Raw genomic sequence first — 21,773 nt, forward strand, 5'->3', positions numbered from 1 at the left:
GGTGTTATCGGCCAATACTTCTTTTCGTCTAAACAGCACTATGAGCTCGTATGCTTTAGTTGATTAGCTAACTTCTCATCCCGAGTTTAGGTTAAATAATTACGGGCTAACTACAGATTTATTGATTTAAAACAAGCATACAAAAAAATTCTATAGCAGAACGAGTTGTTCACACTTATTGTACTTTGGACAATAAAAAAACAATAAGGATAGACGATGTATTTGCTACGCATATTTTTGTGGCTAAGTTGCTTTTGTGTATCAGCAAGTGAACTCACTAGCATCGAGAACATAGAAACATTTGCAACTAACTATCACCTAGACCTCAACATCAATACGCAAACGAGCAGTTTATCAGGTAGTGCCACGATCACCGCTAAAAACCAGGGCAAATCACCTGTCAGCGTAATTCCGTTAAGACTTTATAGATTGCTTAGCGTTACGGGGGTTACCAGTTCAACAGGTAAGCCGCTCAACTATACACAACGCGTTGTGAGTAATCGTGATGATACGTTATTTCAGGCAAATTATATTCAGCTATTGCTGCCAGACGCGATTCTACCTGAGCAAGAGGTAGTTTTTACTGTGAATTACTCTGGACATATAAAGGGTTATACAGAAACAGGCATGGGCTATATAAAAGATGATATCTCTCCTGAATTTTCTATTATTCGTATGGACGCATACGCCTATCCGCTAATCACAGTACCTGATGACAAGGTGAATCGCGCATCGAGATTTTGGCAAAAGCGATATAACTACACTGCTGATATTGAAGTGGATAATGGCTTAGTTGTAGCTAATGGCGGAACCCTTATAGGTGTAACAGAAAATCAAGGCCGAAGGGTATACTCATACAAAAACCAGAAACCCTCTTGGAGAATGGACTTCATGGTTGCGCCTTATACCGTTACCAAAGGGCATGGCTTTAAGTTATTTACGTTACCGGGTAATAAGCATGCAACTCACTATATAGAAAAGGCAAAGCAAACCATATCCTTATATGAAAACTGGTTTGGCCAACGTCAAAGTACCGGTGAATTTAGTTTTATAGAGATCCCAAAGGGGTTTGGTGCTCAAGCTGACGTTAGCGCAATTATCCAAGACAGTGAAGGGTTTGTAGAGGTCACTCGTCTCTATCATGAACTTAGTCATTTGTGGGATCCACGCTCAAATGAAAGCTACTCACCGCGCTGGAATGAGGGTAAGGCTACCTTTTTAGAGTACTTAACTGATTCACGCTTGAACAAAATGGCGTCTTTAAGCTCACATATGACAGATGTGCTAAAACGTGCTCAAAAACAATTTGCTAAACAACCGAAATATTTAACCACGGCATTTGAAGAGTATGGAAAAGTAGGGCTTAACGCCTACTCCGTAGGCGCATTATTTTTTGCGCTTTTGCATCATGAACTAGGAGAAGAAAAGTTCAATCATCTTTTGCGTAGTTTTTATGTAGCACATGTGAAAAGCGGCGCATCAACAAGTGATTTTATTTTTGCACTACGTGACTTAAATGACCCCGACATCGATTGGGTTTTATCTCGGTGGGTGAATAGTCTCGCGTTTATAGAAGATATCTCAAACGCCACTAGCTTTGAGCATTTCATTACCTTAAGTCAAAGAAAGGATAAGATATAAGGCAACCCAATAAAAAAGCTACCAACAGAAGGTAGCTTTTTGGTTTCTATAAAAGAAAGGAATCGGTATTAAAAGTAGCCTCTGATCCCAAGCTTGACGTTGCGGCCTGGTAATGGGGCTTGCTCTTTAATGAATGAGCTGTGGACGAAGCCCAGTTCATCCGTTAAGTTGTCTAAGTTTACATAGCCAACCATATCGTTACCCATCAGCTCAAAGTCATAATTAAATGACATATCAACCAGTGTGTAACCTTTGGTTTCGCTTTCGTAGCTAGCAATATTGTCTTGGTCAAAGTAATGCGTAACAGTGAAGTTAGCGGTTAGGTTTTCGTAACTGTGCTCGTAATCAACCCCTAACTTATTACTCGGAATACGTGGAAGGTAGTCGTCATTATCTAGTTTTGCGGTGAGCGAATCACCAAAGACCTTAACGCGTGAATAGTTACTGAGTTTATAGTGAGCATCAAACTCTAAGCCATATAATTTGGCATCGCTGCTTTCAAACTTAAATACAGGTACTGCACCTTCATGTTCATGATCAGCAACCTCTAAACCATGCTCCGGACTGAAGATATAATCCGTTAAGGCTTGATAGTAGAAGTTTTCAATGTCGTTATAGAAGAAGTTAACAGTATAGCCAAAGTTGCCAGAGAACTTTCTAAAGCTGATATCTAGGTTATTTGATGTCTCTTGTTCTATGTCTTGTGGCTCGAAATGTAGATGGTCGCCCTCTAGTTCATAGCCTAGACCAAGTTCGTAAGTGCTTGTCGCAATATGGATGCCGTTTGATAGCAATTCAGCCGTAAGCGGAGCACGCTCTGAACGAGATAACGAAACCGCGACATTGTGCCCATCAGCGTAATCATACACACCGCCAATAGACAGACTTAGATTTGTCATATCAAGATCATAGGCAATGAAGCCAGCATCTAAATTACCACCATGTCCATGATCGTGCTCATCTTCGTGGTCATGGTCGCCATCGTCTTCATGGGCATCTAATTGGTTACCCTTACTCGACAATTGATAGTCTTCGACTCGACCACCTAATTCTAAGGTGAAGTCACCGAAGCGTCGTTCTTCGAGGATGTACAGCGCATGGGTCTTAGTATTAGTCGATGGCGTAAACGCTTCATCGCCATCTGCGGCATAATCACTATCAGAGAAGTGGTAACCAACTGTGCCATGCCATTGTCCTAAACGATGCTCAGCAGTTAGGCGTAGTTCAGTAGTATCATTTTTAAATACTGTGCCGACAGTACCGTCTTCAATTTCAGCATGCTCATAATCGGTATAACCTACGCGCAAACCAATAGACTCTAGCCAGTCGCTATGCACGGCATAGTTAACTAGGCCTTGCCAGCGGTCTTGTTTTACTGTTGCAAATACAGATTCTTCTTCATGAGCATGAGCTTCTTCTTCATCATGATCATGGGCATCTTCTTCGTGGTCGTGGTCATGATCGTGGCCAATATGTGAATGGGCTGGAATGCCATAGTCAGTATCAACACGTCCGTAAGAGAAGCCGACGGTCAAATGGTCGCCTACATAGCTAGTGCCGAGGTTGAACTGTTCAGAATCGATAAACGTGTTATCTACTTTGCTTGCATACTCAAGCGCATGTTCTTCATGCTCATCTTCATGACCGTGTTCGTCGTGTTCTTCGTGACCGTCATGGTCTTCATGTTCATCATGAGGAAGTGCAAAATTAGGCGTCTCATAATCTCCACCTTTACGTTTTACGCCGTCAAAGTGGAAATTAAAACCATCGAAGCCAGACTCAAGTAAGACAGCAAATGTATTGGTGTTCGAATTGGTGTCGTGGCTATAGTCGGCTGCGCCTTGTAGGTGTTCAATAACATCCGTTGGAATGCGGTTATCTACCACGTTTACAACACCGCCAATCGCGCCAGAGCCGTAGAGTAGCGTTGCAGGGCCCCTTAATACTTCGATTTGTTGGGCAGCTAAAGAGTCATTAGTATTTGCATGGTCCGGGCCGACGCGAGAAGCATCACTACTATCTAATCCATTTTGGGTAATTTTAACTCGAGGGCCATCTAAGCCTCGGATGATTGGGCTGGAACTAACAGGTCCAAAGTAGCTGGCATTGATACCTGGTTGCCCTTTTAATGTTTCTCCAAGCGTTGGCTTTGCGTGATTTTTTAACTCATCACCACTTAACACACTCACAGGAGATGTCATCTCCATGCTATTTTTGTGTAATGCAGAAGAATAAACAACAATTGTCTCTACCGAAGTAGGCTCTAGCTGAACACGGATAAACCCCTGTTGCTCTGTTACATTGATTCTGTTGTCTCTGTAGTTTGGCTTAGAAATATGCAACTGGGAGTCAGTGTCTACAGCAATGGTGAACTGTCCATTCTTGTCTGATTGAACTGATTTGCTTTTACCATGGAGGTGAATGGTTGCATTGCTAAGTGGTTGATTATTTGCGTCAACAACTTTACCTGTAAGCTGTGCAGCATAAGCTGGAGAAGCGCCTAATAATGAAAATAACGCGCTGGCGATAAGAGACTGCTTAAACATATTTATTTTACCACGAGTTAGGTTGTGTACTGAACGAGTTAGCCTAGTCGGCAATAGAGTTATAATATAACACTACAAATTGGGTGAATCAATAACGTTATACTATAACTTAGTTGTTGTTGAAATTAGAATTACAACTATAGTTAATATATCAGCCCACGTAGGTAGACACCGATGAACAAGCCATTTGTATTTAAGGCTAGGATTAAAGTCGCTGATCTATTTCACCACAGCCATCATGAAGAAGCGTTTACAACGGCAATGCTGGCGAAGGAAAGTAGTGAACATTTTGCCATGAAGCTGTTGGGAATTTGTGCATTGTCCTATGATAAGCCAGCAAAGTGGAGCAAGGTAGCCAAGAAGTACTGGCCTGATGTGTGGCTCGAAGACGACAATGAGCAAGTAGAGGTGGCTTTGTTTATTGGCGCGTTAGAGGTTGATGAAATCATCAAATACGAAAAGCTTTACGCTAAGGTTGTGGTGCTTTGCATAGATGGTGAGCATTGGTTTGAAGAGCGCAGGGCACAGTTACAGTTTATCGAGTCGTTTTCAGTGTTTAACATACCCAGTAGTTTCATAACCGAGTTATGCGAAATGCTGACGCGAAGTTTACATTGGGACGTTATTTTTGAAACTAGCGCCATCAGTGTGACCGACGGCGAGCACTATATTAGAGCGCAAGTTACAAAACTTATTTAACTTTGATAGCTGCCTGCGGTTAACGATTAAGGAAGTTTTATTTTGATATTGCTGACAGGCTTGCTGCAACACAGCAATACCTCTCCATCTCTTACAAATGCCAACGGCTCATTTGAATACTGAGTTTGGCCTTCAATGAGTGTTGCACGACAAGCACCGCAAAACCCCTCGCGACATTGATATGGCACTTCCACTTTTGCTTGCTCTAAGGTTTCAAGGATCGAAGACGAAGAAGCCACATGTTCCAGTGGCTTCTCAATATTCTCAACCTGAATGAGGAAGGAGGGCTTTTCAACCATTACAGGTCGAAATCACCAAAGTCAGAGGCGTCTACTTGAGAGTCGATTTGTCCGACCAAGTATGAGCTTATTTCTGCTTCCTGAGGGGCAACTTGAACATTATCAGAAACCAACCAAGCATTAATCCAAGGGATTGGGTTCGATTTTGTCTCAAATTGTGAAGGTAGGCCAACGGCAGTCATGCGAATGTTAGTAATATACTCAACATACTGACACAGGATATCTTTATTCAGGCCAATCATTGAACCATCTTTAAAGAGGTATTCTGCCCATTCTTTTTCTTGCTCTGCGGCTTCAACAAACATATTGATTGCTTCTTCACGGCACTGTGCTGCAACAATCGACATTTCTGGGTCGTCTTTGCCTTCTTGCATAATATTGAGAATATGCTGAGTACCAGACAAGTGCAGTGCTTCATCACGGGCGATTAGCTTGATGATTTTCGCATTACCTTCCATCAGCTCACGCTCTGCGAAGGCAAATGAGCATGCAAAACTCACATAAAAGCGGATCGCTTCAAGAATGTTAACCGACATGATGCAAAGATAAAGGAGCTTTTTAAGTTCGAACAAGTTGATAACGACTGTCGTACCGTTTATTTCGTGCTTACCTTCGCCGTACTGATTATAAAGGCTTACCTTTTCAATCAGCTCGTCATAATACTTGGTAACAGCATCCGCTCGTTCAACAATTCTGTCATTGCCAACAATATCATCAAAGATAACTTCAGGGTTTTGCGTCACATTACGGATAATGTGTGTATAAGAGCGACTGTGAATCGTTTCGCTAAATGCCCAAGTTTCAATCCAAGTTTCAAGCTCTGGGATAGAGACGATTGGCAGTAGCGCAACGTTTGGAGAGCGACCTTGAACACTGTCTAGCAATGTTTGATATTTTAGGTTGCTCAAAAAGATATGTCTTTCATGCTCAGGAAGCGCTTGAAAGTCCAATCTATCTTTACTTACGTCTACTTCTTCTGGACGCCAAAAAAACGATAGTTGCTTCTCAATTAGTTTTTCGAAGATCGGATACTTCTGCTGGTCATAGCGAGATACATTAACAGTTTGTCCGAAGAACATCGGCTCTTTTAGTTGGTCGTTATGATTTCTGCTAAACGTAGAATATGCCATAAATGTGTTACTCAATACCTAAAAAAGCGGGTGAAGACCACCCGCATAAAAAGTTATATCTTACAAGCGCCGCCTTCACAACCATCATCTTCTGCTTCAGGTTTTAATTCATCCTGAGCGTCTGACGCACCGTCACGAGTGTTATGGTAGTAAAGTGTTTTAACACCGAGTTTGTATGCGGTTAGTAAGTCTTTTAGCAATAGCTTCATAGGTACTTTACCTGCTTCAAACTTACTTGGATCATAATTTGTGTTTGCAGAGATAGTTTGGTCAATGAACTTCTGCATAATACCTACCAGTGTTAGGTAACCATCGTTTGACGGAATATCCCATAGTAACTCGTAGTTATCTTTTAAGCGGTCATACTCTGGCACCACTTGTTTTAAGATGCCATCTTTACTGGCTTTAACACTAATGTGTCCGCGTGGTGGCTCAATACCGTTCGTTGCATTTGAGATCTGCGACGAGGTTTCAGATGGCATTAAGGCAGACAGCGTAGAGTTACGCATACCATGCTCTTTAATGCTTGCTCTTAATGCATCCCAATCAAGGTGTAGTGGCTCTTCACATACCTTATCAAGATCGCGCTTATAAGTATCGATAGGCATGATCCCTTGCGAGTATGTTGTCTCGTCGAACTTAGGACAAGCGCCACGCTCTTTAGCAAGCTCATTTGAAGCTTTCATCAGATAGTACTGAATTGCTTCAAATGTTTTATGGGTTAGACCATTGGCACTACCATCAGAGTATTTCACCCCATTTTTCGCCAGATAGTACGCGAAGTTGATAACACCAATGCCAAGTGTACGACGACCCATAGTCGCATTGTAAGCCGCAGGAACGGGGTAATCTTGATAATCTAATAAGTTATCAAGGGCACGAACTGCAAGCTCTGCTAACTCTTCTAGCTCATCCAAAGACTTAATTGCACCCAAGTTAAATGCAGAAAGCGTACAAAGTGCAATTTCACCTTCAGGGTCATTGACATGACTAAGTGGTTTAGTCGGTAATGCAATTTCAAGACATAAGTTTGACTGGCGAATTGGCGCTACTTTAGAGTCGAACGGGCTATGTGTATTACAGTGGTCAACGTTCTGTAAATAAATACGGCCTGTGCTTGCACGTTCTTGCGCAAACATTGAGAATAGCTCAATCGCTTTAATGCGTTTCTTACGAATAGAGTCATCTTGTTCGTACTTAACATATAGTGCTTCAAATTTATCTTGATCTTCAAAGAATGCGTCGTATAACCCAGGTACATCCGATGGACTAAATAACGTAATGTAGTCGTCCTTTATAAGACGGCTATACATCATTTTGTTAAATTGTACGCCGTAATCCAGATGGCGAACACGGTTTTCTTCAACACCACGGTTATTTTTCAGTACCAATAGGTTTTCTACTTCCAAGTGCCAAAGCGGGTAGAATAGGGTAGCAGCGCCACCACGTACACCACCTTGTGAACAGCTTTTAACAGCGGTTTGGAAGTGCTTATAAAAAGGAATACACCCTGTGTGGTAAGCTTCGCCATTTCTGATTGGACTACCAAGCGCACGAATACGACCTGCGTTAATACCGATACCAGCTCGTTGACTCACGTATTTCACAATCGCAGACGATGTCGCGTTGATTGAATCTAGGCTATCAGCACACTCGATGAGTACACATGAACTAAACTGGCGTGTTGGCGTACGAACACCTGCCATAATTGGCGTAGGTAAAGAAATCTTAAATGTAGAAACCGCGTCGTAAAAACGTTTAATGTAGTCTAGACGTGTTTCTTTTGGGTAGTTTGCAAATAGGCTTGCTGCAACCAATACATATAAAAACTGGGCGCTTTCGTAGATTTCACCGGTCACACGGTTTTGAACTAAATATTTGCCTTCTAACTGCTTTACAGCAGCGTAGCTAAAGTTCATATCGCGGCTATGATCTATATAGTCATTTAACTCATCGAATTCAGCTTTGGTGTAATCGGTAAGCAAATGCTGGTCGTAGCGTTTATCTTCTACTAGCTTCACAACGTGATCGTGTAAATGCGGAGGCTCAAAACAACCATACGCTTTTTTACGAAGGTGGAAGATAGCCAGACGAGCAGCAAGATACTGATAATCTGGAGATTCTTTTGAGATCAGATCAGCAGCAGCTTTAATAATCGTTTCGTGGATATCACCAGTACGAATACCGTCATAAAACTGGATGTGTGACTTTAACTCAACCTGAGAAACTGAGACGTTATCAAGGCCTTCTGCGGCCCATGTAATGACACGATGGATCTTATCTAGATCTAACGGTTCTTTGCGACCGTTTCTTTTGCATACAGATAGCTGTTGGTTCATGTTATGTGCCTGTATTCCTTAGGAACGCGCTTTTGATATCGCACGATTAAAAATTGTTTAGCAAACCACCACTATATATGGTGCCCTAGTGGCTAGGGATCACAAGATAGTGGGGTTGACGTAAATTTGCAAGAGAACAACTTCGGTAGAATTGTGGATAAGTTTGGGATAATTTATTTATGTAAGTATCCACTAACCTATGAATAACCACTTATCTGCCCACAAAGAAAAATCAACCGAAAGATGATGCTTTTAAGCAAAAATAAAAAAAAATTCCAACTGATTTTTTTCTACACAAAATTCGTATCTATTATAGCAAAAGCACAATATATTGTGTTTTATTTTCCCTCTAGCACTAAATATGCGATAGCGCATCCAGTGGGTTAGTAAGATAAAGATCCGCTTTCCAAGATTGTGCTTCCGGCTCGGAAGGAATAAAACCCCACATTGCAGCCGCACTCAACATTTTTGCGGATTTTGCAGCAATTATATCTCGTTCCGCATCACCTACATATAGACAGTGCTCTGGCTCTAGCCCGAGTTTTGATGCTACAAGCAGCAGCGGTTCGGGGTTGGGCTTAGCTACAGAGAGCGTATCACCACAGACAACTGTCTCGATATTTGCAAGTTCGGGTATCTGTTTTAGTAACGGGTGTGTTAAAAACTCCGGTTTGTTGGTCATGATGCCAACTTTGATACCCTGTGCTGCAAGAGCATCAAGTAAAGCACCAATATTGGCAAAGCAATGAGAGTGGACCGAAAGGTTATCCATGTAATAATCAAGTACCTCTTTGCGCAGTTGTTTGATATCGAATTTTGCCAACGAATCACCAAAGCCAACTTCAAGCATCGCTGCAACGCCGTTAGAGATGGCGCTACTATATTGTGACTTACTAACAACGGGCATCTGATGAGCCACTAAAACATGATTTAATGCAGCGCCTAAATCATCGCTGGTATCAAGTAGGGTTCCATCTAGGTCGAATAATACGGCTTGGATCATGCTAATTTCTCAAAGTGCAAAATGTAGTTGACTGAGACATCTTGAGTTAACGTGAATGTCTTACCGATGGGATTGTAATTAATGCCAGTTGCAGCTCTAACTTTTAAGTCGTATTTTTCAGCCCAATCTATCAAGGTAGAGGGACGAATGAATTTATCGTGTTCGTGAGTGCCCTCAGGTACCATTTTCAACAATTTTTCTGCGGCGACAATGGCTAACAAGTATGCCTTTGTGGTCTTATTTAAGGTTGAGAAAAACACATGGCCACCGGGCTTAACGAGTTGGGCAACGGAACGAATAATTGATTCGGGATCGGGAACATGCTCAAGCATTTCCATACAAGTAACCACGTCAAATGTGCTGCCATTCGCTTCGGCAAACGCTTCCACGGGCACTTTTTGATAGTTAACTTGTACGCCGGTTTCTAATGCGTGCAGTTTGGCGACGTTTAACGGCTCTTGTCCCATGTCGATACCGGTGGCATTGGCGCCCATTTTCGCCATGCTTTCTGTTAATATGCCGCCGCCACAGCCAACATCTAATACCGTCTTTGCGAACAGTCCTTGACACTTATCATTTATAAAATCTAACCGCAGTGGGTTGATATCATGTAATGGCTTAAATTCACCTTCTCGATCCCACCAACGCTCAGCGATTTCTTCAAATTTGGCGATTTCATTAGGGTCTACATTTTGATGTTCGGTCATAAAAAACTTCCTCGTCGAATTGAGCGCATTATAAAGGGGATTAGATAAAAATAGCACCTGTAAAACGCTAAAAAGTGTGGTAGCATGCTTTACGAATTTTATAATAAACAACGCCCCCGCTGGTACTCTGAGGCAATTCGGCTATTTTTGAAGCGCGTTTATTTGGCACTTCAACATAAAAGCAATTTGATATTCAGAAAAGCAACTCTACATATCGTTGTAGTGTGACACAAAAGGGGTGGACACTGAAGGAAAGTGGAGTCAAATGTCTGATCTCGCCAATGAAATCCTGCCAGTCAATATCGAAGATGAATTAAAAAATTCATACCTTGATTACGCGATGAGTGTAATCGTTGGTCGTGCTTTACCCGATGTACGTGATGGCCTTAAGCCCGTGCACCGTCGTGTATTGTTCGCGATGAACGAACTTAAAAATGACTGGAATAAACCTTATAAGAAATCAGCTCGTGTAGTTGGTGACGTTATCGGTAAATATCACCCTCATGGTGACAGTGCTGTATACGATACAATTGTACGTATGGCGCAACCTTTCTCTCTACGTTACATGTTGGTAGATGGACAAGGTAACTTTGGTTCTGTTGATGGTGACTCTGCCGCTGCGATGCGTTATACGGAAGTTCGTATGGCGAAAGTTGCGCACGAGTTGCTAGCGGATCTTGAGAAAGAAACCGTAGATTATGTACCAAACTATGATGGTACAGAACAAATCCCAGATGTTTTGCCAACAAAAATACCAAACCTACTAGTGAATGGTTCATCCGGTATCGCTGTTGGTATGGCTACCAATATCCCACCTCACAATTTAACTGAGGTGATCAATGGTTGCTTGGCTGTGATCCAGAATCCAGACATTACCATTGAAGAATTGATCGACTATATTCCAGGTCCTGATTTCCCAACTGCTGCTATTATTAGTGGTAAAAAAGGCATCGAACAAGCCTATAAAACGGGCCGAGGTAAAATATATATCCGTGCAAAAGCGGAAATTGAAGTCGATGAGAAAAGCGGTAAAGAAACCATTATCGTTCACGAAATCCCTTATCAAGTAAACAAAGCGAGATTGATCGAAAAGATCGCAGAGCTTGTTAAAGATAAAAAAGTGGAAGGGATCAGTGCACTACGTGACGAGTCTGACAAAGACGGTATGCGTATTGTCATTGAAATCAAGCGTGGTGAAGTAGGCGAAGTAGTACTTAACAACCTATATGCGCAAACCCAGTTGCAAACTGTGTTTGGTATTAATATGGTTGCACTAGACAACAATCAGCCTAAGTGTTTCAACTTAAAAGAAATGCTAGACGCGTTTATTATCCACCGTCGTGAAGTGGTTACCCGTCGTACTGTATTTGATCTTCGCAAAGCAAGAGATAGAGCGCATACGCTTGAAGGCTTAGCAATTGCGCTTGCAAACATTGACCCAATCATTGAACTTATCCGTAAGTCACCAACGCCTGCAGAAGCGAAAGCCGCATTAACTGCTCGCCCATGGGAACTTGGTAATGTTAAGTCGATGCTAGAGCGTACAGGCGAAGAAAACGTTGCACGTCCAGACTGGCTTGCAGAAGAGTTAGGGATCCGTGACGGTCAATACTATCTGTCTGAACAACAAGCTCAAGCGATCCTAGACCTAAGACTACATAAGCTTACTGGTCTTGAGCATGAAAAAATCCTTGCTGAATACAAAGAGCTACTTGAACTTATCGCAGAGCTACTTTATATCCTTTCTTCTCCAGAGCGCTTGATGGAAGTGATCCGTGATGAGCTAGTAGAGATCAAAGAAACTTATGGTGATGAGCGTCGCACTGAGATCACTGCGGCTGCACACGATATCAGCCTTGAAGATTTGATCAACGAAGAAGATGTTGTGGTTACGCTTTCTCACGAAGGCTACGTTAAGTATCAGCCACTTAGCGACTACGAAGCCCAGCGCCGTGGTGGTAAAGGTCGCTCAGCAACTAAGATGAAAGATGAAGACTTTATCGAGCGTTTATTAGTTGCAAATACGCATGATACGATTTTATGTTTCTCAACTTCAGGCCGCTTGTATTGGTTGAAAGTGTATCAACTACCATTGGCATCTCGTGCTGCGCGCGGTAAGCCTATTGTTAACTTGCTGCCACTCGAAGCTGATGAACGTATCACTACTATTTTACCAGTGCGTGAGTACGCAGAAGATAAATTTATCGTCATGGCAACAGCCAGCGGTATCGTTAAGAAGACACCATTGACAGCGTACAGCCGTCAACGTGCAAGTGGTATCATCGCTATTAACCTAAATGAAGGTGATAGCCTAATTGGTGCTAACATCACGACAGGTGAAGACGACATCATGTTATTCACCGAGCACGGTAAAGTGGTTCGTTTCAACGAGAAGCAGCGTGATTCAGAAACTGGCGAAGTGAAGCGCGACCCTGAAACTGGAGAAGAGCTGCTAGCTTTACGTCCTATGGGTCGTACTGCGACGGGTGTTCGCGGTATTAAGATGCCTGACGACGTCAAAGTAGTATCATTGATTGTTCCTCAAGGTGATGGCGCGATCTTGACGGTTACCGAAAATGGTTACGGTAAGCGTACACCGCTTGAAGAGTATCCTGCGAAGAGCCGTGCAACTCAGGGGGTTGTATCAATCAAAGTCACTGAAAGAAATGGCTCTGTGGTTGGTGCGGTTCAAGTTGATGACAATGATGAAATCATGTTGATCTCAAACCGCGGTACGTTAGTAAGAACGCGTGTAAAAGAAGTTTCTACAGTAGGTCGAAACACTCAAGGCGTTATTCTGATCCGTACCATGGAAGACGAGAAAGTAGTCGGTCTTCAACGTATCGAAGAAATTGAGGTAGAGGACTTACCTGAAGGTGAAATCGTTGAACCTGAAGGCGAAGCGGCTCCAGCAGCTGATTCCGGTGCCGAAGAATAAAAAATCTTACCTGTAAAAAGCGACTTCGGTCGCTTTTTTTATTTCTGTTATTTTTTTCAATCTGTTCCTCTATGACAATAGCTCGAACCCTGATAAATTAAGGCTACGAATTATCCGGCATTTGTCCGGGCAACTTACTGTTCATCCACAAATATATGATAGCAATTCGTCAGTGAATTGGATGGACGAGCTTATTTGGAATGAGGAAAAATATGACCGTTTATAATTTTTGCGCGGGTCCTGCGATGTTACCTGTAGAAGTTATGAAAAAGGCGCAAAAAGAGTTTCTAAACTGGCAGAACCTAGGGGTGTCTGTGATGGAAGTGAGCCATCGTTCAGCACCTTATCTGGAAATGGCGAAACAATGTGAAGCGAGTTTACGCCGCTTAATGAATATTTCTGACGAATTTGAAGTATTGTTTATGCATGGCGGCGGCCGTGGTCACTTTTCCGCTGTGCCGCTAAACCTTCATATTGACGGTTTACCAGGCGTGTATGTTGAAAATGGCATTTGGTCTACTGGGGCGACTAAAGAAGGCGCAAAATTCACCCAAACACATGCCATCAATATCCGCACTGACGAAAACGGCCAATTTGATATCTTGCCTGTATCTGAATGGAAATTACCGGAAGACGCTTCATTTATTCACTATTGCCCGAATGAGACAATAGACGGCATTGAAATCTTTGATGTACCAAAACACCCGAGCGCACCGATCGTTGCTGATATGTCTTCTAATATCCTTTCGCGTGAAATCAATGTAGATGATTTCGATTTGATTTACGCAGGGGCACAAAAAAATATAGGTCCTTCGGGTCTAAGCATCGCTATTGTTCGTAAAACGCTCTTAAAAAGAGAAGGGTTACCAAGACCAGCTATTCTCGATTACGCCATTGAGGCTGATCAACAGAGTATGTATAACACACCTCCTACCTTCGCTTGGTATCTTGCTTTTGAAGTATTTAAATATCTTGAAAGTATAGGTGGTGTAAAAGCAATGGAAGCCCACAATAAAGAGAAAGCAGCCATTCTTTATGATTACATCGATAGCTCAGATTTCTATTCAAATAAGGTTGCTACGCACTGCCGTTCATTAATGAATGTACCATTTTGGCTAAAAGATGACAGTCTGAATGCTAAGTTTCTCGCAGAAGCTGAGCAAAATGGCTTAATTGCACTAGAAGGCCATCGTTTCGTAGGTGGTATGCGAGCAAGTATTTACAATGCAATGCCAATTGAGGGGATTAAAGCCTTGGTTGCATTTATGGATAAATTTGCTCAGGAGAATAGTTGATGGAACAGCTTACGCTTAAGCCAATCACTGCGGTGAATGGTAGCGTCACACTACCAGGCTCTAAGAGCCTTTCCAATCGTATTTTATTACTTGCTGCGCTTTGCGAGGGTACCACAAGAGTAACTAATTTATTAGACAGTGACGATATTCGACATATGCTAGGGGCGTTGTCTCAACTAGGTGTCTCAGTGACCCTAGAAGAAAATAACACTGTGGCAATAGTTAAAGGCAGTGGTGGGGCGTTTACTACGCCAACGGAGCCTTTGTTTTTAGGTAATGCCGGAACTGCTTATCGGCCTTTGACAGCGGTACTAGCAGCAGTCTCTGGTGAATATGAACTGGTTGGCGAACCACGTATGGAAGAGCGACCAATTGGCCACCTTGTGGACGCTATGCAAGCGCTTGGTGCCGATATTCAGTACCTTAAAAATAAAGATTACCCACCGTTAAAAATAACTGGAAAGCCGCTGGCAGGTGGAGAAGTAGAGATTGATGGTAGTATCTCAAGCCAGTTTTTGACGGCTTTACTCATGGCTGCACCGCTGTTTAGTGGTGATACCAAAGTGGCAATCAAAGGAGAGCTTGTTTCCAAGCCATATATCGATATCACGATTGGTGTGATGGCCCACTTTGGCGTACATGTAGAAAACAATGATTATCAAAGCTTTGTGGTAAAAGCAGGGCAAAAGTACCAATCGCCTGGTGCCTTGATGGTTGAAGGAGATGCATCTTCAGCTTCCTACTTTATAGCCGCAGCGGCAATCGCTGGTGGAGAAATAGAAATTAAAGGAGTAGGGAAGCAAAGCGTTCAGGGAGATATAGGGTTTGCTCACGTTATGGAGCAAGTTGGTGCAGAAATTGATTGGTACGACGAACGCATCATCGTCCGTAAGGGCCAGCTAAATGGTGTAGATATAGATGCGAATGCGATCCCTGATGCAGCAATGACACTGGCTACAGTGGCATTATTTGCTAACGGTAAAACAGCAATTCGTAATATCTATAATTGGCGAGTAAAAGAAACCGATAGGTTAGCTGCAATGGCCACTGAGCTTAAGAAAGTTGGCGCAGAGGTAGTAGAGGGGCATGATTATATCGAGGTAACACCACCTACTCGTTTTAATTTTACTGATGTCGATACCTATAATGATCATCGGATAGCGATGTGTTTTTCAATGGTTGCTGTTGGTGGCCAGCCGATCATTATCAATGATCCAAAATGTACCGCTAAAACATTTCCTACCTATTTTTCAGTGCTAGAAAGCATTAGCCAACACTGATCTTACCTTGGTGCCGAATCGTTTCGGCATCAAAAAATGTTGCTTATATTTACTTCAGAACATGCTTGAGTTGGAAAATTGTGCATATTTTTTAGTCAGCAAATTGCGCGCAAAGCCCGATGTTACCTGTCTTTACTTGTACTAATAATTTGACATATAACAAAAAATGACAGGTAAATAAGGATATATTCAGCAAATTGACGTATACTATGCGCCGTCAAATTCAGGTGAGCATTTTTAGGAGGTTTAAATGCAGGCAGCTATGCCAGTGATCACCGTAGACGGCCCAAGTGGTTCAGGCAAAGGAACTGTTTGTCGCTTGTTAGCTGAAACATTAAATTGGGAAGTGTTGGACAGTGGTGCGATTTATCGCGTGCTTTCTTTAGCAGCACTACACCACCAAATTGCCACAGATAACGAGGAAGGATTAGTCCCACTCGCTGCCAATTTGGATGTGCAATTTTCAATTGATAAAGAAACTAAAAAAAGCAAAATTGTACTTGAAGGTGAAGATGTTACGAACACCATCCGCAATGAAGAAGTAGGCGCGGCAGCGTCAAAAATTGCGGCACTCCCTCGTGTAAGAGAAGCGTTACTGCGACGCCAGCGTGCTTTTAGAAGCGAAGTTGGTTTGATAGCGGATGGACGTGATATGGGAACGGTGGTGTTCCCTGACGCAGAACTCAAAATTTATTTAACTGCAAGCGCTGAAGAACGTGCTCGCAGACGATTTGTTGAGTTGAATGAAAAAGGCCATGATGTTACACTAAGTGGTCTGTTAGAAGACATTAAAGCTCGCGATGATCGCGATATGAATCGCAAGGTTGCCCCATTAGTGCCTGCCGGCGATGCAATTGTTGTTGATACAACAGAGCATAATGCCGAGCAAGTGTTCGAACAGGTTATGTCTTTTATTCAAGACGCCATTGTGGCAGGTAAGCTTCCGAAAAGTTGCTTGCCTAAGTAATATTTTTTAATGACACAGGCAGGAAGCTAGTGTTTATTTAACAACCCCATGCAGCATGGTTGCTAATTGGTAATTTAACTTTATAGAGACGTATTTAGTATGTCAGAAAATTTTGCGCAGTTATTTGAAGAAAGCCTACAGGGTTTTGAAGTTGAGCAAGGCTCAATCGTTAAAGGTACAGTAATCGCTATTGAGAACAACGTTGTTCTTGTTGACGCTGGCCTTAAGTCTGAAAGTGCAATCCCTGCAGAGCAATTCAAAAATGCTGCTGGTGAACTAGAAGTTGCAGTAGGCGACGAAGTAGACGTAGCACTAGATGCAATCGAAGACGGTTTCGGTGAGACTATCCTTTCTCGTGAAAAAGCTAAGCGTCACGAAGCTTGGATCCGTCTTGAGAAAGCTTGTGAAGAGCAAGAGACTGTTACTGGTGTTATCAACGGTAAAGTTAAAGGCGGTTTCACAGTTGAAGTTGATTCAATCCGTGCATTCCTACCTGGTTCACTTGTTGATGTACGTCCAGTTCGCGACACAGCTCACCTTGAAGGTAAAGAGCTAGAGTTCAAAGTAATCAAGCTAGACCAGAAGCGCAACAACGTTGTTGTTTCACGTCGTGCTGTTATCGAGTCTGAGAACTCACAAGAGCGTGAAGAGCTACTTCAAAACCTTGTTGAAGGTCAAGAAGTTAAAGGTATCGTTAAGAACCTTACTGACTACGGTGCATTCGTAGACTTAGGTGGTGTTGACGGTCTTCTACACATCACTGACATGGCTTGGAAGCGTGTTAAGCACCCTTCAGAGATCGTGAACGTAGGTGACGAAATCAACGTTAAAGTACTTAAGTTCGACAAAGAGAAAACACGTGTTTCTCTAGGTCTTAAGCAACTTGGCGAAGATCCATGGGCTGCAATCGCTGGTCGTTACCCAGAAGGTGCTAAGCTTACTGGTCGTGTAACTAACCTAACTGACTACGGCTGTTTCGTTGAAATCGAAGAAGGCGTTGAAGGTCTAGTACACGTTTCAGAAATGGATTGGACTAACAAGAACATCCACCCTTCAAAAGTGGTTTCACTAGGTGACACTGTTGAAGTTATGGTTCTTGAAATCGACGAAGAGCGTCGTCGTATTTCTCTTGGTCTTAAGCAGTGTAAAGCTAACCCTTGGCAAGAATTTGCTCGTCTTAACAACAAAGGCGACCAAGTTTCTGGTAAGATCAAGTCAATCACTGACTTTGGTATCTTCATCGGTCTTGAAGGCGGTATCGACGGTCTTGTACACCTATCTGACATCTCTTGGAACACTCCAGGCGAAGAAGCTGTACGTGAGTACAAGAAAGGTGACGAAATCACAGCTATCGTTCTACAAGTTGACCCAGAGCGTGAGCGTATCTCTCTAGGCGTTAAGCAAATTGACGCTGATCCATTCACTAACTACCTAGACGCCAACAAAAAAGGTGCTATTGTTAAAGGTAAAGTGACTGAAGTTGACGCTAAAGGCGCAACTGTAGAGCTAGGCGAAGGCGTTGAAGGTTACATCCGTGTAGCTGACATCGCGCAAGAGCGTGTTGAAGACGCAACTGCTGCTGTTTCTGAAGGTGACGAAATTGAAGCTAAATTTGTAGGTGTTGATCGTAAGAACCGTACTATCAGCCTATCAGTTAAAGCTATCTTCGAAGCTGAAGAGAAAGAAGCTCTAGAGAAGCTTAAGAAAGAAGAGCCAGCGTTCGAAAACGCAATGGCTGCAGCTTTCAAAAATGCTCAAAAAGACTAATTAATCAGTCTTAAAACTAGGAAGGGCATATAGCCCTTCCTTTTACCCTTAAGGAAACATTATGACAAAGTCTGAATTGATAGAACAACTTGCACTGCAGCACGCTCACGTTCCTGTTAAAGATGTAGAGAATGCGGTAAAAGAAATCCTTGAACAAATGGCTGGCTCATTATCAGACTCGGAGCGCATTGAAATCCGTGGTTTTGGTAGTTTCTCGCTTCATTTCCGTTCACCTCGTACTGGTCGTAACCCTAAAACTGGCGAAACAGTAGAACTGGATGGTAAATATGTCCCACACTTTAAGCCAGGCAAAGAACTGCGCGATAGAGTAAACGAAAGCTTAAATAATTAAGTCTAACGGAGCAAAACTTGGTTGCAGTATTGAAAAAGGGATTAGCTGTTGTTGCCATACTGATTGCATTTTTAGTTGGAACGCAAAATCCACAAGTAGTTAATGTCAATTTTGTAATTGCAAGTGCAGAGTTACCGCTCGCAACCTTAATGAGCATCTGTTTAGCGCTTGGTATAATTATTGGTTTACTTGTAACAGCGTCGGTTTTATCTAAGCTTAAATGGCAAAATCATCGCCTAAAAAAAAGTAATAGTAAGCTTAGCCAAGCAGCCGAACGCTAGTTATGATCGAGCTGCTGTTTTTATTATTACCTGTAGCTGCTGCTTACGGTTATGTTATGGGTAAAAATAGTGCAAAAAACCAAGCCTTAGAGCAAAGTAGACAGATCACCTCAGAATACAGTAAAGGCCTTAAGTTCCTATTAGATAGAGAAGAGGACCAAGGTCTTGAACATCTTACCAAACTCCTAGAAGTATCTGCTGACTCAGTCGATCATTATTTAACGCTCGCCTCTTTATTTAGAAAGCGGGGAGAGTTAGATAGAGCAATAAAAATTCACGAATTGTTACTTAAACAGCCAAACCTTGACGAAGAAGTGGTAAAGTCGTGCCGTTTAGAGTTAGCACAAGACTATATATTAGCGGGGTTACTCGATAGTGCTGAAGAACATTTGGTCATTCTCGTAAAGTCGGGTTTTAAAGAGGCACTAGACCCAATCTTAAATCTTTATTCTCAAACTAGAGACTGGCGAAAAGGGGTTCATATGTATGAAGCACACCCCGAGCTATTCAAAAAATCATCTCACTGTGCAACGATTGCAAACTTTTATTGTGAAGCAGCGGATCAGGAAAATAATCCAAGTTTATTTGAAAAGGCAACTTCACTTGCCCATGAAACCGTTAGGCCACTTTATGAAATGGGCAAAGATGCCTATACACATGATGATTATGTAAAGAGCATATACTACTGGCGTAAACTAGTGAGCCAGTTTGTTTTTATGGCGCCTTTAGTGCTTGAAGATTTAGAATCCTGTTATGTTAAATTAAACATTCAGGAGCAGTTTTTTGAGCTGATGTCTGAGCTATTAGAAAAAGGTGGCGTACTAATAAGAATTAAATTTTGCCAAGGTTGGTAAGTCAGGGAAAGATTTCTGAAGCAATAGAGTTTCTAACTGATAGTTTAAAACGTGAACCATCAATTAGGGGCTTTAGTTATTTACTGCAACTCATCAGTGGCAAAGATGCTAAAATAGATCACGTACTACAAGAAATAGATAAATTGGTTAAGTCATATATCGCTACTAAGCCAAATTATCAATGTGGTCACTGTGGATTTACAAGCCATACAATGTATTGGTTATGTCCCTCCTGCAAACATTGGGAGTCTCTTGCTCCTAGCCGTGGCTTAGACGGTTATTAAGATTTTAATTTGGCCAAATAGGGTAACTATGTCGACACAAGATTTAAAAAAGGTTTTGATTGCGCTTGATTATGATAATGAAGAAGCTGCATTGTCATTTGTTTCTCAGCTTTCACCTGACGAATGCCGATTAAAAGTGGGTAAAGAAATGTTTACCTATTTTGGCCCTCAGTTTGTAAAAAAACTGGTAGATATGAATTTTGATGTGTTCTTAGACCTGAAGTTTCATGATATCCCAAACACAGTTGCAAAAGCCGTAACTGCAGCAGCTGAACTTGGAGTGTGGATGGTAAATGTTCATGCAAGTGGCGGTCATGAAATGATGTCAAAAGCAAAAGAAGCATTGGCAGCTTACGGTGACAAAGCGCCGTTACTTATCGCTGTGACTGTATTAACTAGTATGGATCAAGGTCAGCTATTAAAGCTTGGTATCGAAAAGACACCTCAAGAGCAAGTGTTATACCTTGCGAAACTAGCGAAGGAATCAGGCTTAGATGGAGTGGTTTGTTCTGCACAAGAAGCTGAACTATTAAAGGCTCAACTCGGCGAAGAGTTTAAACTGGTTACACCAGGTATCCGACCTGCAGGTGCTGATGCTGGCGATCAAAAACGTATTATGACACCTGAAAAGGCAGTGAGAGCAGGTAGTGACTATTTAGTGATAGGGCGCCCAATCACTCAAGCAGAAAATCCCGCAGCTGCATTGAAAGCGATAAACCAAAGTATTTCACTTTAAATAGAAAAGGCCAACATTATCGTTGGCCTTTTCTATTTATGATGCCTGTGTAGTCGAGTCGAACCTTTTAGTCTTTATTATCCGCCGTTTCAAAGTTCAAACTAAATTGACCATTTCGTTGTACTGAGAAAACCGCTTTTTGCCAGTTTTCTGCCTGATTTGATGTCGCATTTTCGAACACAGTTAGAAAAAGCGCGAAAATTTCATCACTTATAGGGATAACATGTGCTTGTTTCGGTATGTTTGTATCATAATAAAAAGCCGAGCACCTTGGCATATTGTCATCATGATAATCTAATACAAGCCGTGCTTCACTCCATGGCTCAAATATTTGCTGGTATAGATATTGCCCCAATTGCTGAGGAACTAGTCGATCTTCTTCTCGCATTACATCTCCTTGTTATGTCGCTATTAAATTATGTTTTAACTCATATTTTACTAAATTAATGAGTAGGGGAGTAGTTCGTACACTAGTAATTATTACATTGAATCCTGGTGTGACGCTTTTTACTGTTTTAATCACGTAAACTGGCGCAGAAGTTTGTTGTGAATAAACAAACATCCAGCTTAGGAGCCATGTTTGCGCACTTATGACCCTAATTTAGTAAGTAACTAAATTAACGGGAATTATGGAGCAAGTTAACTAAAAATGAAA

The 21,773-nt window shown here is 42.1% G+C and carries 17 protein-coding genes and 1 pseudogene; 11 read left to right on the forward strand and 7 right to left on the reverse strand.

The window, feature by feature from the left end:
* The first annotated feature begins 216 nt into the window (after positions 1-216).
* Positions 217-1,641: a M1 family aminopeptidase gene (locus tag CEX98_RS17175; protein ID WP_099643243.1), complete on the forward strand. Its 1,425-nt coding sequence runs from the start codon at positions 217-219 to the stop codon at positions 1,639-1,641.
* Between the two features lie 68 nt (positions 1,642-1,709).
* Here CEX98_RS17175 and CEX98_RS17180 read toward each other — a convergent pair whose 3' ends face one another.
* Positions 1,710-4,187, reverse strand: a complete 2,478-nt coding sequence (locus CEX98_RS17180; protein ID WP_099643244.1) for a TonB-dependent receptor — start codon at positions 4,185-4,187, stop codon at positions 1,710-1,712.
* Between the two features lie 174 nt (positions 4,188-4,361).
* On the opposite strand from CEX98_RS17180, the gene CEX98_RS17185 reads away from it, so the two are divergent.
* Positions 4,362-4,886 (forward strand): YaeQ family protein, encoded by a 525-nt coding sequence (locus tag CEX98_RS17185; RefSeq protein WP_099643245.1) that lies wholly within the window; start codon positions 4,362-4,364, stop codon positions 4,884-4,886.
* A 26-nt stretch (positions 4,887-4,912) separates the two neighbouring features.
* Here the strand turns inward: CEX98_RS17185 and yfaE are convergent, their stop codons facing one another.
* The 5 genes from yfaE to ubiG form a co-directional block, all read right to left on the reverse strand.
* Positions 4,913-5,185 (reverse strand): class I ribonucleotide reductase maintenance protein YfaE, encoded by a 273-nt coding sequence (gene yfaE / locus CEX98_RS17190; RefSeq protein ID WP_099643246.1) that lies wholly within the window; start codon positions 5,183-5,185, stop codon positions 4,913-4,915.
* A complete protein-coding gene (gene nrdB / locus CEX98_RS17195) occupies positions 5,185-6,315 on the reverse strand; it encodes a class Ia ribonucleoside-diphosphate reductase subunit beta (RefSeq protein ID WP_099643247.1) in 1,131 nt (376 codons plus the stop codon). Before nrdB ends, yfaE begins: the two co-directional genes overlap by 1 nt.
* A gap of 53 nt (positions 6,316-6,368) precedes the next feature.
* Positions 6,369-8,654 (reverse strand): class 1a ribonucleoside-diphosphate reductase subunit alpha, encoded by a 2,286-nt coding sequence (nrdA, locus tag CEX98_RS17200; RefSeq protein WP_099643248.1) that lies wholly within the window; start codon positions 8,652-8,654, stop codon positions 6,369-6,371.
* A 355-nt stretch (positions 8,655-9,009) separates the two neighbouring features.
* Positions 9,010-9,657, reverse strand: a complete 648-nt coding sequence (locus tag CEX98_RS17205) for an HAD family hydrolase (protein ID WP_099643249.1) — start codon at positions 9,655-9,657, stop codon at positions 9,010-9,012.
* Entirely contained in the window at positions 9,654-10,364 is a 711-nt protein-coding gene (gene ubiG / locus CEX98_RS17210) for a bifunctional 2-polyprenyl-6-hydroxyphenol methylase/3-demethylubiquinol 3-O-methyltransferase UbiG (RefSeq protein ID WP_099643250.1), read from the reverse strand. The genes CEX98_RS17205 and ubiG overlap by 4 nt, the downstream gene beginning before the upstream one ends.
* A gap of 265 nt (positions 10,365-10,629) precedes the next feature.
* On the opposite strand from ubiG, the gene gyrA reads away from it, so the two are divergent.
* From gyrA to pyrF, 9 genes and pseudogenes are all read left to right on the forward strand, one after another.
* Positions 10,630-13,302 carry a DNA gyrase subunit A gene (gyrA, locus tag CEX98_RS17215; protein WP_099643251.1) on the forward strand — a complete coding sequence of 891 codons (2,673 nt, stop codon included), beginning with the start codon at positions 10,630-10,632 and terminating at the stop codon, positions 13,300-13,302.
* A gap of 212 nt (positions 13,303-13,514) precedes the next feature.
* Positions 13,515-14,597: a 3-phosphoserine/phosphohydroxythreonine transaminase gene (serC, locus tag CEX98_RS17220; protein WP_099643252.1), complete on the forward strand. Its 1,083-nt coding sequence runs from the start codon at positions 13,515-13,517 to the stop codon at positions 14,595-14,597.
* The gene (aroA, locus tag CEX98_RS17225; RefSeq protein WP_099643253.1) at positions 14,597-15,877 is read left to right on the forward strand and encodes a 3-phosphoshikimate 1-carboxyvinyltransferase; all 1,281 of its coding nucleotides are present in this window, start codon (positions 14,597-14,599) and stop codon (positions 15,875-15,877) included. Before serC ends, aroA begins: the two co-directional genes overlap by 1 nt.
* Positions 15,878-16,127: 250 nt before the next feature.
* A complete protein-coding gene (gene cmk, locus CEX98_RS17230; RefSeq protein ID WP_099643254.1) occupies positions 16,128-16,844 on the forward strand; it encodes a (d)CMP kinase in 717 nt (238 codons plus the stop codon).
* A 99-nt stretch (positions 16,845-16,943) separates the two neighbouring features.
* Complete coding sequence (gene rpsA / locus CEX98_RS17235; RefSeq protein WP_099643255.1) at positions 16,944-18,611, forward strand: 30S ribosomal protein S1; 1,668 nt, start codon at positions 16,944-16,946, stop codon at positions 18,609-18,611.
* A 61-nt stretch (positions 18,612-18,672) separates the two neighbouring features.
* Positions 18,673-18,963 carry an integration host factor subunit beta gene (ihfB, locus tag CEX98_RS17240; protein WP_010377033.1) on the forward strand — a complete coding sequence of 97 codons (291 nt, stop codon included), beginning with the start codon at positions 18,673-18,675 and terminating at the stop codon, positions 18,961-18,963.
* 17 nt (positions 18,964-18,980) lie between these two features.
* A complete protein-coding gene (locus tag CEX98_RS17245) occupies positions 18,981-19,244 on the forward strand; it encodes a lipopolysaccharide assembly protein LapA domain-containing protein (RefSeq protein ID WP_010377035.1) in 264 nt (87 codons plus the stop codon).
* 2 nt (positions 19,245-19,246) lie between these two features.
* A pseudogene (lapB, locus tag CEX98_RS17250) lies at positions 19,247-20,382 on the forward strand (lipopolysaccharide assembly protein LapB).
* A gap of 28 nt (positions 20,383-20,410) precedes the next feature.
* Positions 20,411-21,118, forward strand: a complete 708-nt coding sequence (pyrF, locus tag CEX98_RS17255) for an orotidine-5'-phosphate decarboxylase (protein WP_099643256.1) — start codon at positions 20,411-20,413, stop codon at positions 21,116-21,118.
* Between the two features lie 67 nt (positions 21,119-21,185).
* On the opposite strand, the gene CEX98_RS17260 is transcribed toward pyrF, so the two are convergent.
* Entirely contained in the window at positions 21,186-21,506 is a 321-nt protein-coding gene (locus CEX98_RS17260; RefSeq protein WP_099643257.1) for a hypothetical protein, read from the reverse strand.
* Positions 21,507-21,773 lie beyond the last annotated feature (267 nt).

It is taken from the genome of Pseudoalteromonas piscicida (genome assembly GCF_002744175.1).
Classification (GTDB): Bacteria; Pseudomonadota; Gammaproteobacteria; order Enterobacterales; family Alteromonadaceae; genus Pseudoalteromonas; species Pseudoalteromonas piscicida_B.

Coding starts and splice junctions, on each gene's coding strand:
- CEX98_RS17175 (WP_099643243.1), top strand. CDS start 217: ATGTATTTGCTACGCATATTTTTGTGGCTAAGTTGCTTTTGTGTATCA.
- CEX98_RS17180 (WP_099643244.1), bottom strand. CDS start 4,187: ATGTTTAAGCAGTCTCTTATCGCCAGCGCGTTATTTTCATTATTAGGC.
- CEX98_RS17185 (WP_099643245.1), top strand. CDS start 4,362: ATGAACAAGCCATTTGTATTTAAGGCTAGGATTAAAGTCGCTGATCTA.
- yfaE (WP_099643246.1), bottom strand. CDS start 5,185: ATGGTTGAAAAGCCCTCCTTCCTCATTCAGGTTGAGAATATTGAGAAG.
- nrdB (WP_099643247.1), bottom strand. CDS start 6,315: ATGGCATATTCTACGTTTAGCAGAAATCATAACGACCAACTAAAAGAG.
- nrdA (WP_099643248.1), bottom strand. CDS start 8,654: ATGAACCAACAGCTATCTGTATGCAAAAGAAACGGTCGCAAAGAACCG.
- CEX98_RS17205 (WP_099643249.1), bottom strand. CDS start 9,657: ATGATCCAAGCCGTATTATTCGACCTAGATGGAACCCTACTTGATACC.
- ubiG (WP_099643250.1), bottom strand. CDS start 10,364: ATGACCGAACATCAAAATGTAGACCCTAATGAAATCGCCAAATTTGAA.
- gyrA (WP_099643251.1), top strand. CDS start 10,630: ATGTCTGATCTCGCCAATGAAATCCTGCCAGTCAATATCGAAGATGAA.
- serC (WP_099643252.1), top strand. CDS start 13,515: ATGACCGTTTATAATTTTTGCGCGGGTCCTGCGATGTTACCTGTAGAA.
- aroA (WP_099643253.1), top strand. CDS start 14,597: ATGGAACAGCTTACGCTTAAGCCAATCACTGCGGTGAATGGTAGCGTC.
- cmk (WP_099643254.1), top strand. CDS start 16,128: ATGCAGGCAGCTATGCCAGTGATCACCGTAGACGGCCCAAGTGGTTCA.
- rpsA (WP_099643255.1), top strand. CDS start 16,944: ATGTCAGAAAATTTTGCGCAGTTATTTGAAGAAAGCCTACAGGGTTTT.
- ihfB (WP_010377033.1), top strand. CDS start 18,673: ATGACAAAGTCTGAATTGATAGAACAACTTGCACTGCAGCACGCTCAC.
- pyrF (WP_099643256.1), top strand. CDS start 20,411: ATGTCGACACAAGATTTAAAAAAGGTTTTGATTGCGCTTGATTATGAT.
- CEX98_RS17260 (WP_099643257.1), bottom strand. CDS start 21,506: ATGCGAGAAGAAGATCGACTAGTTCCTCAGCAATTGGGGCAATATCTA.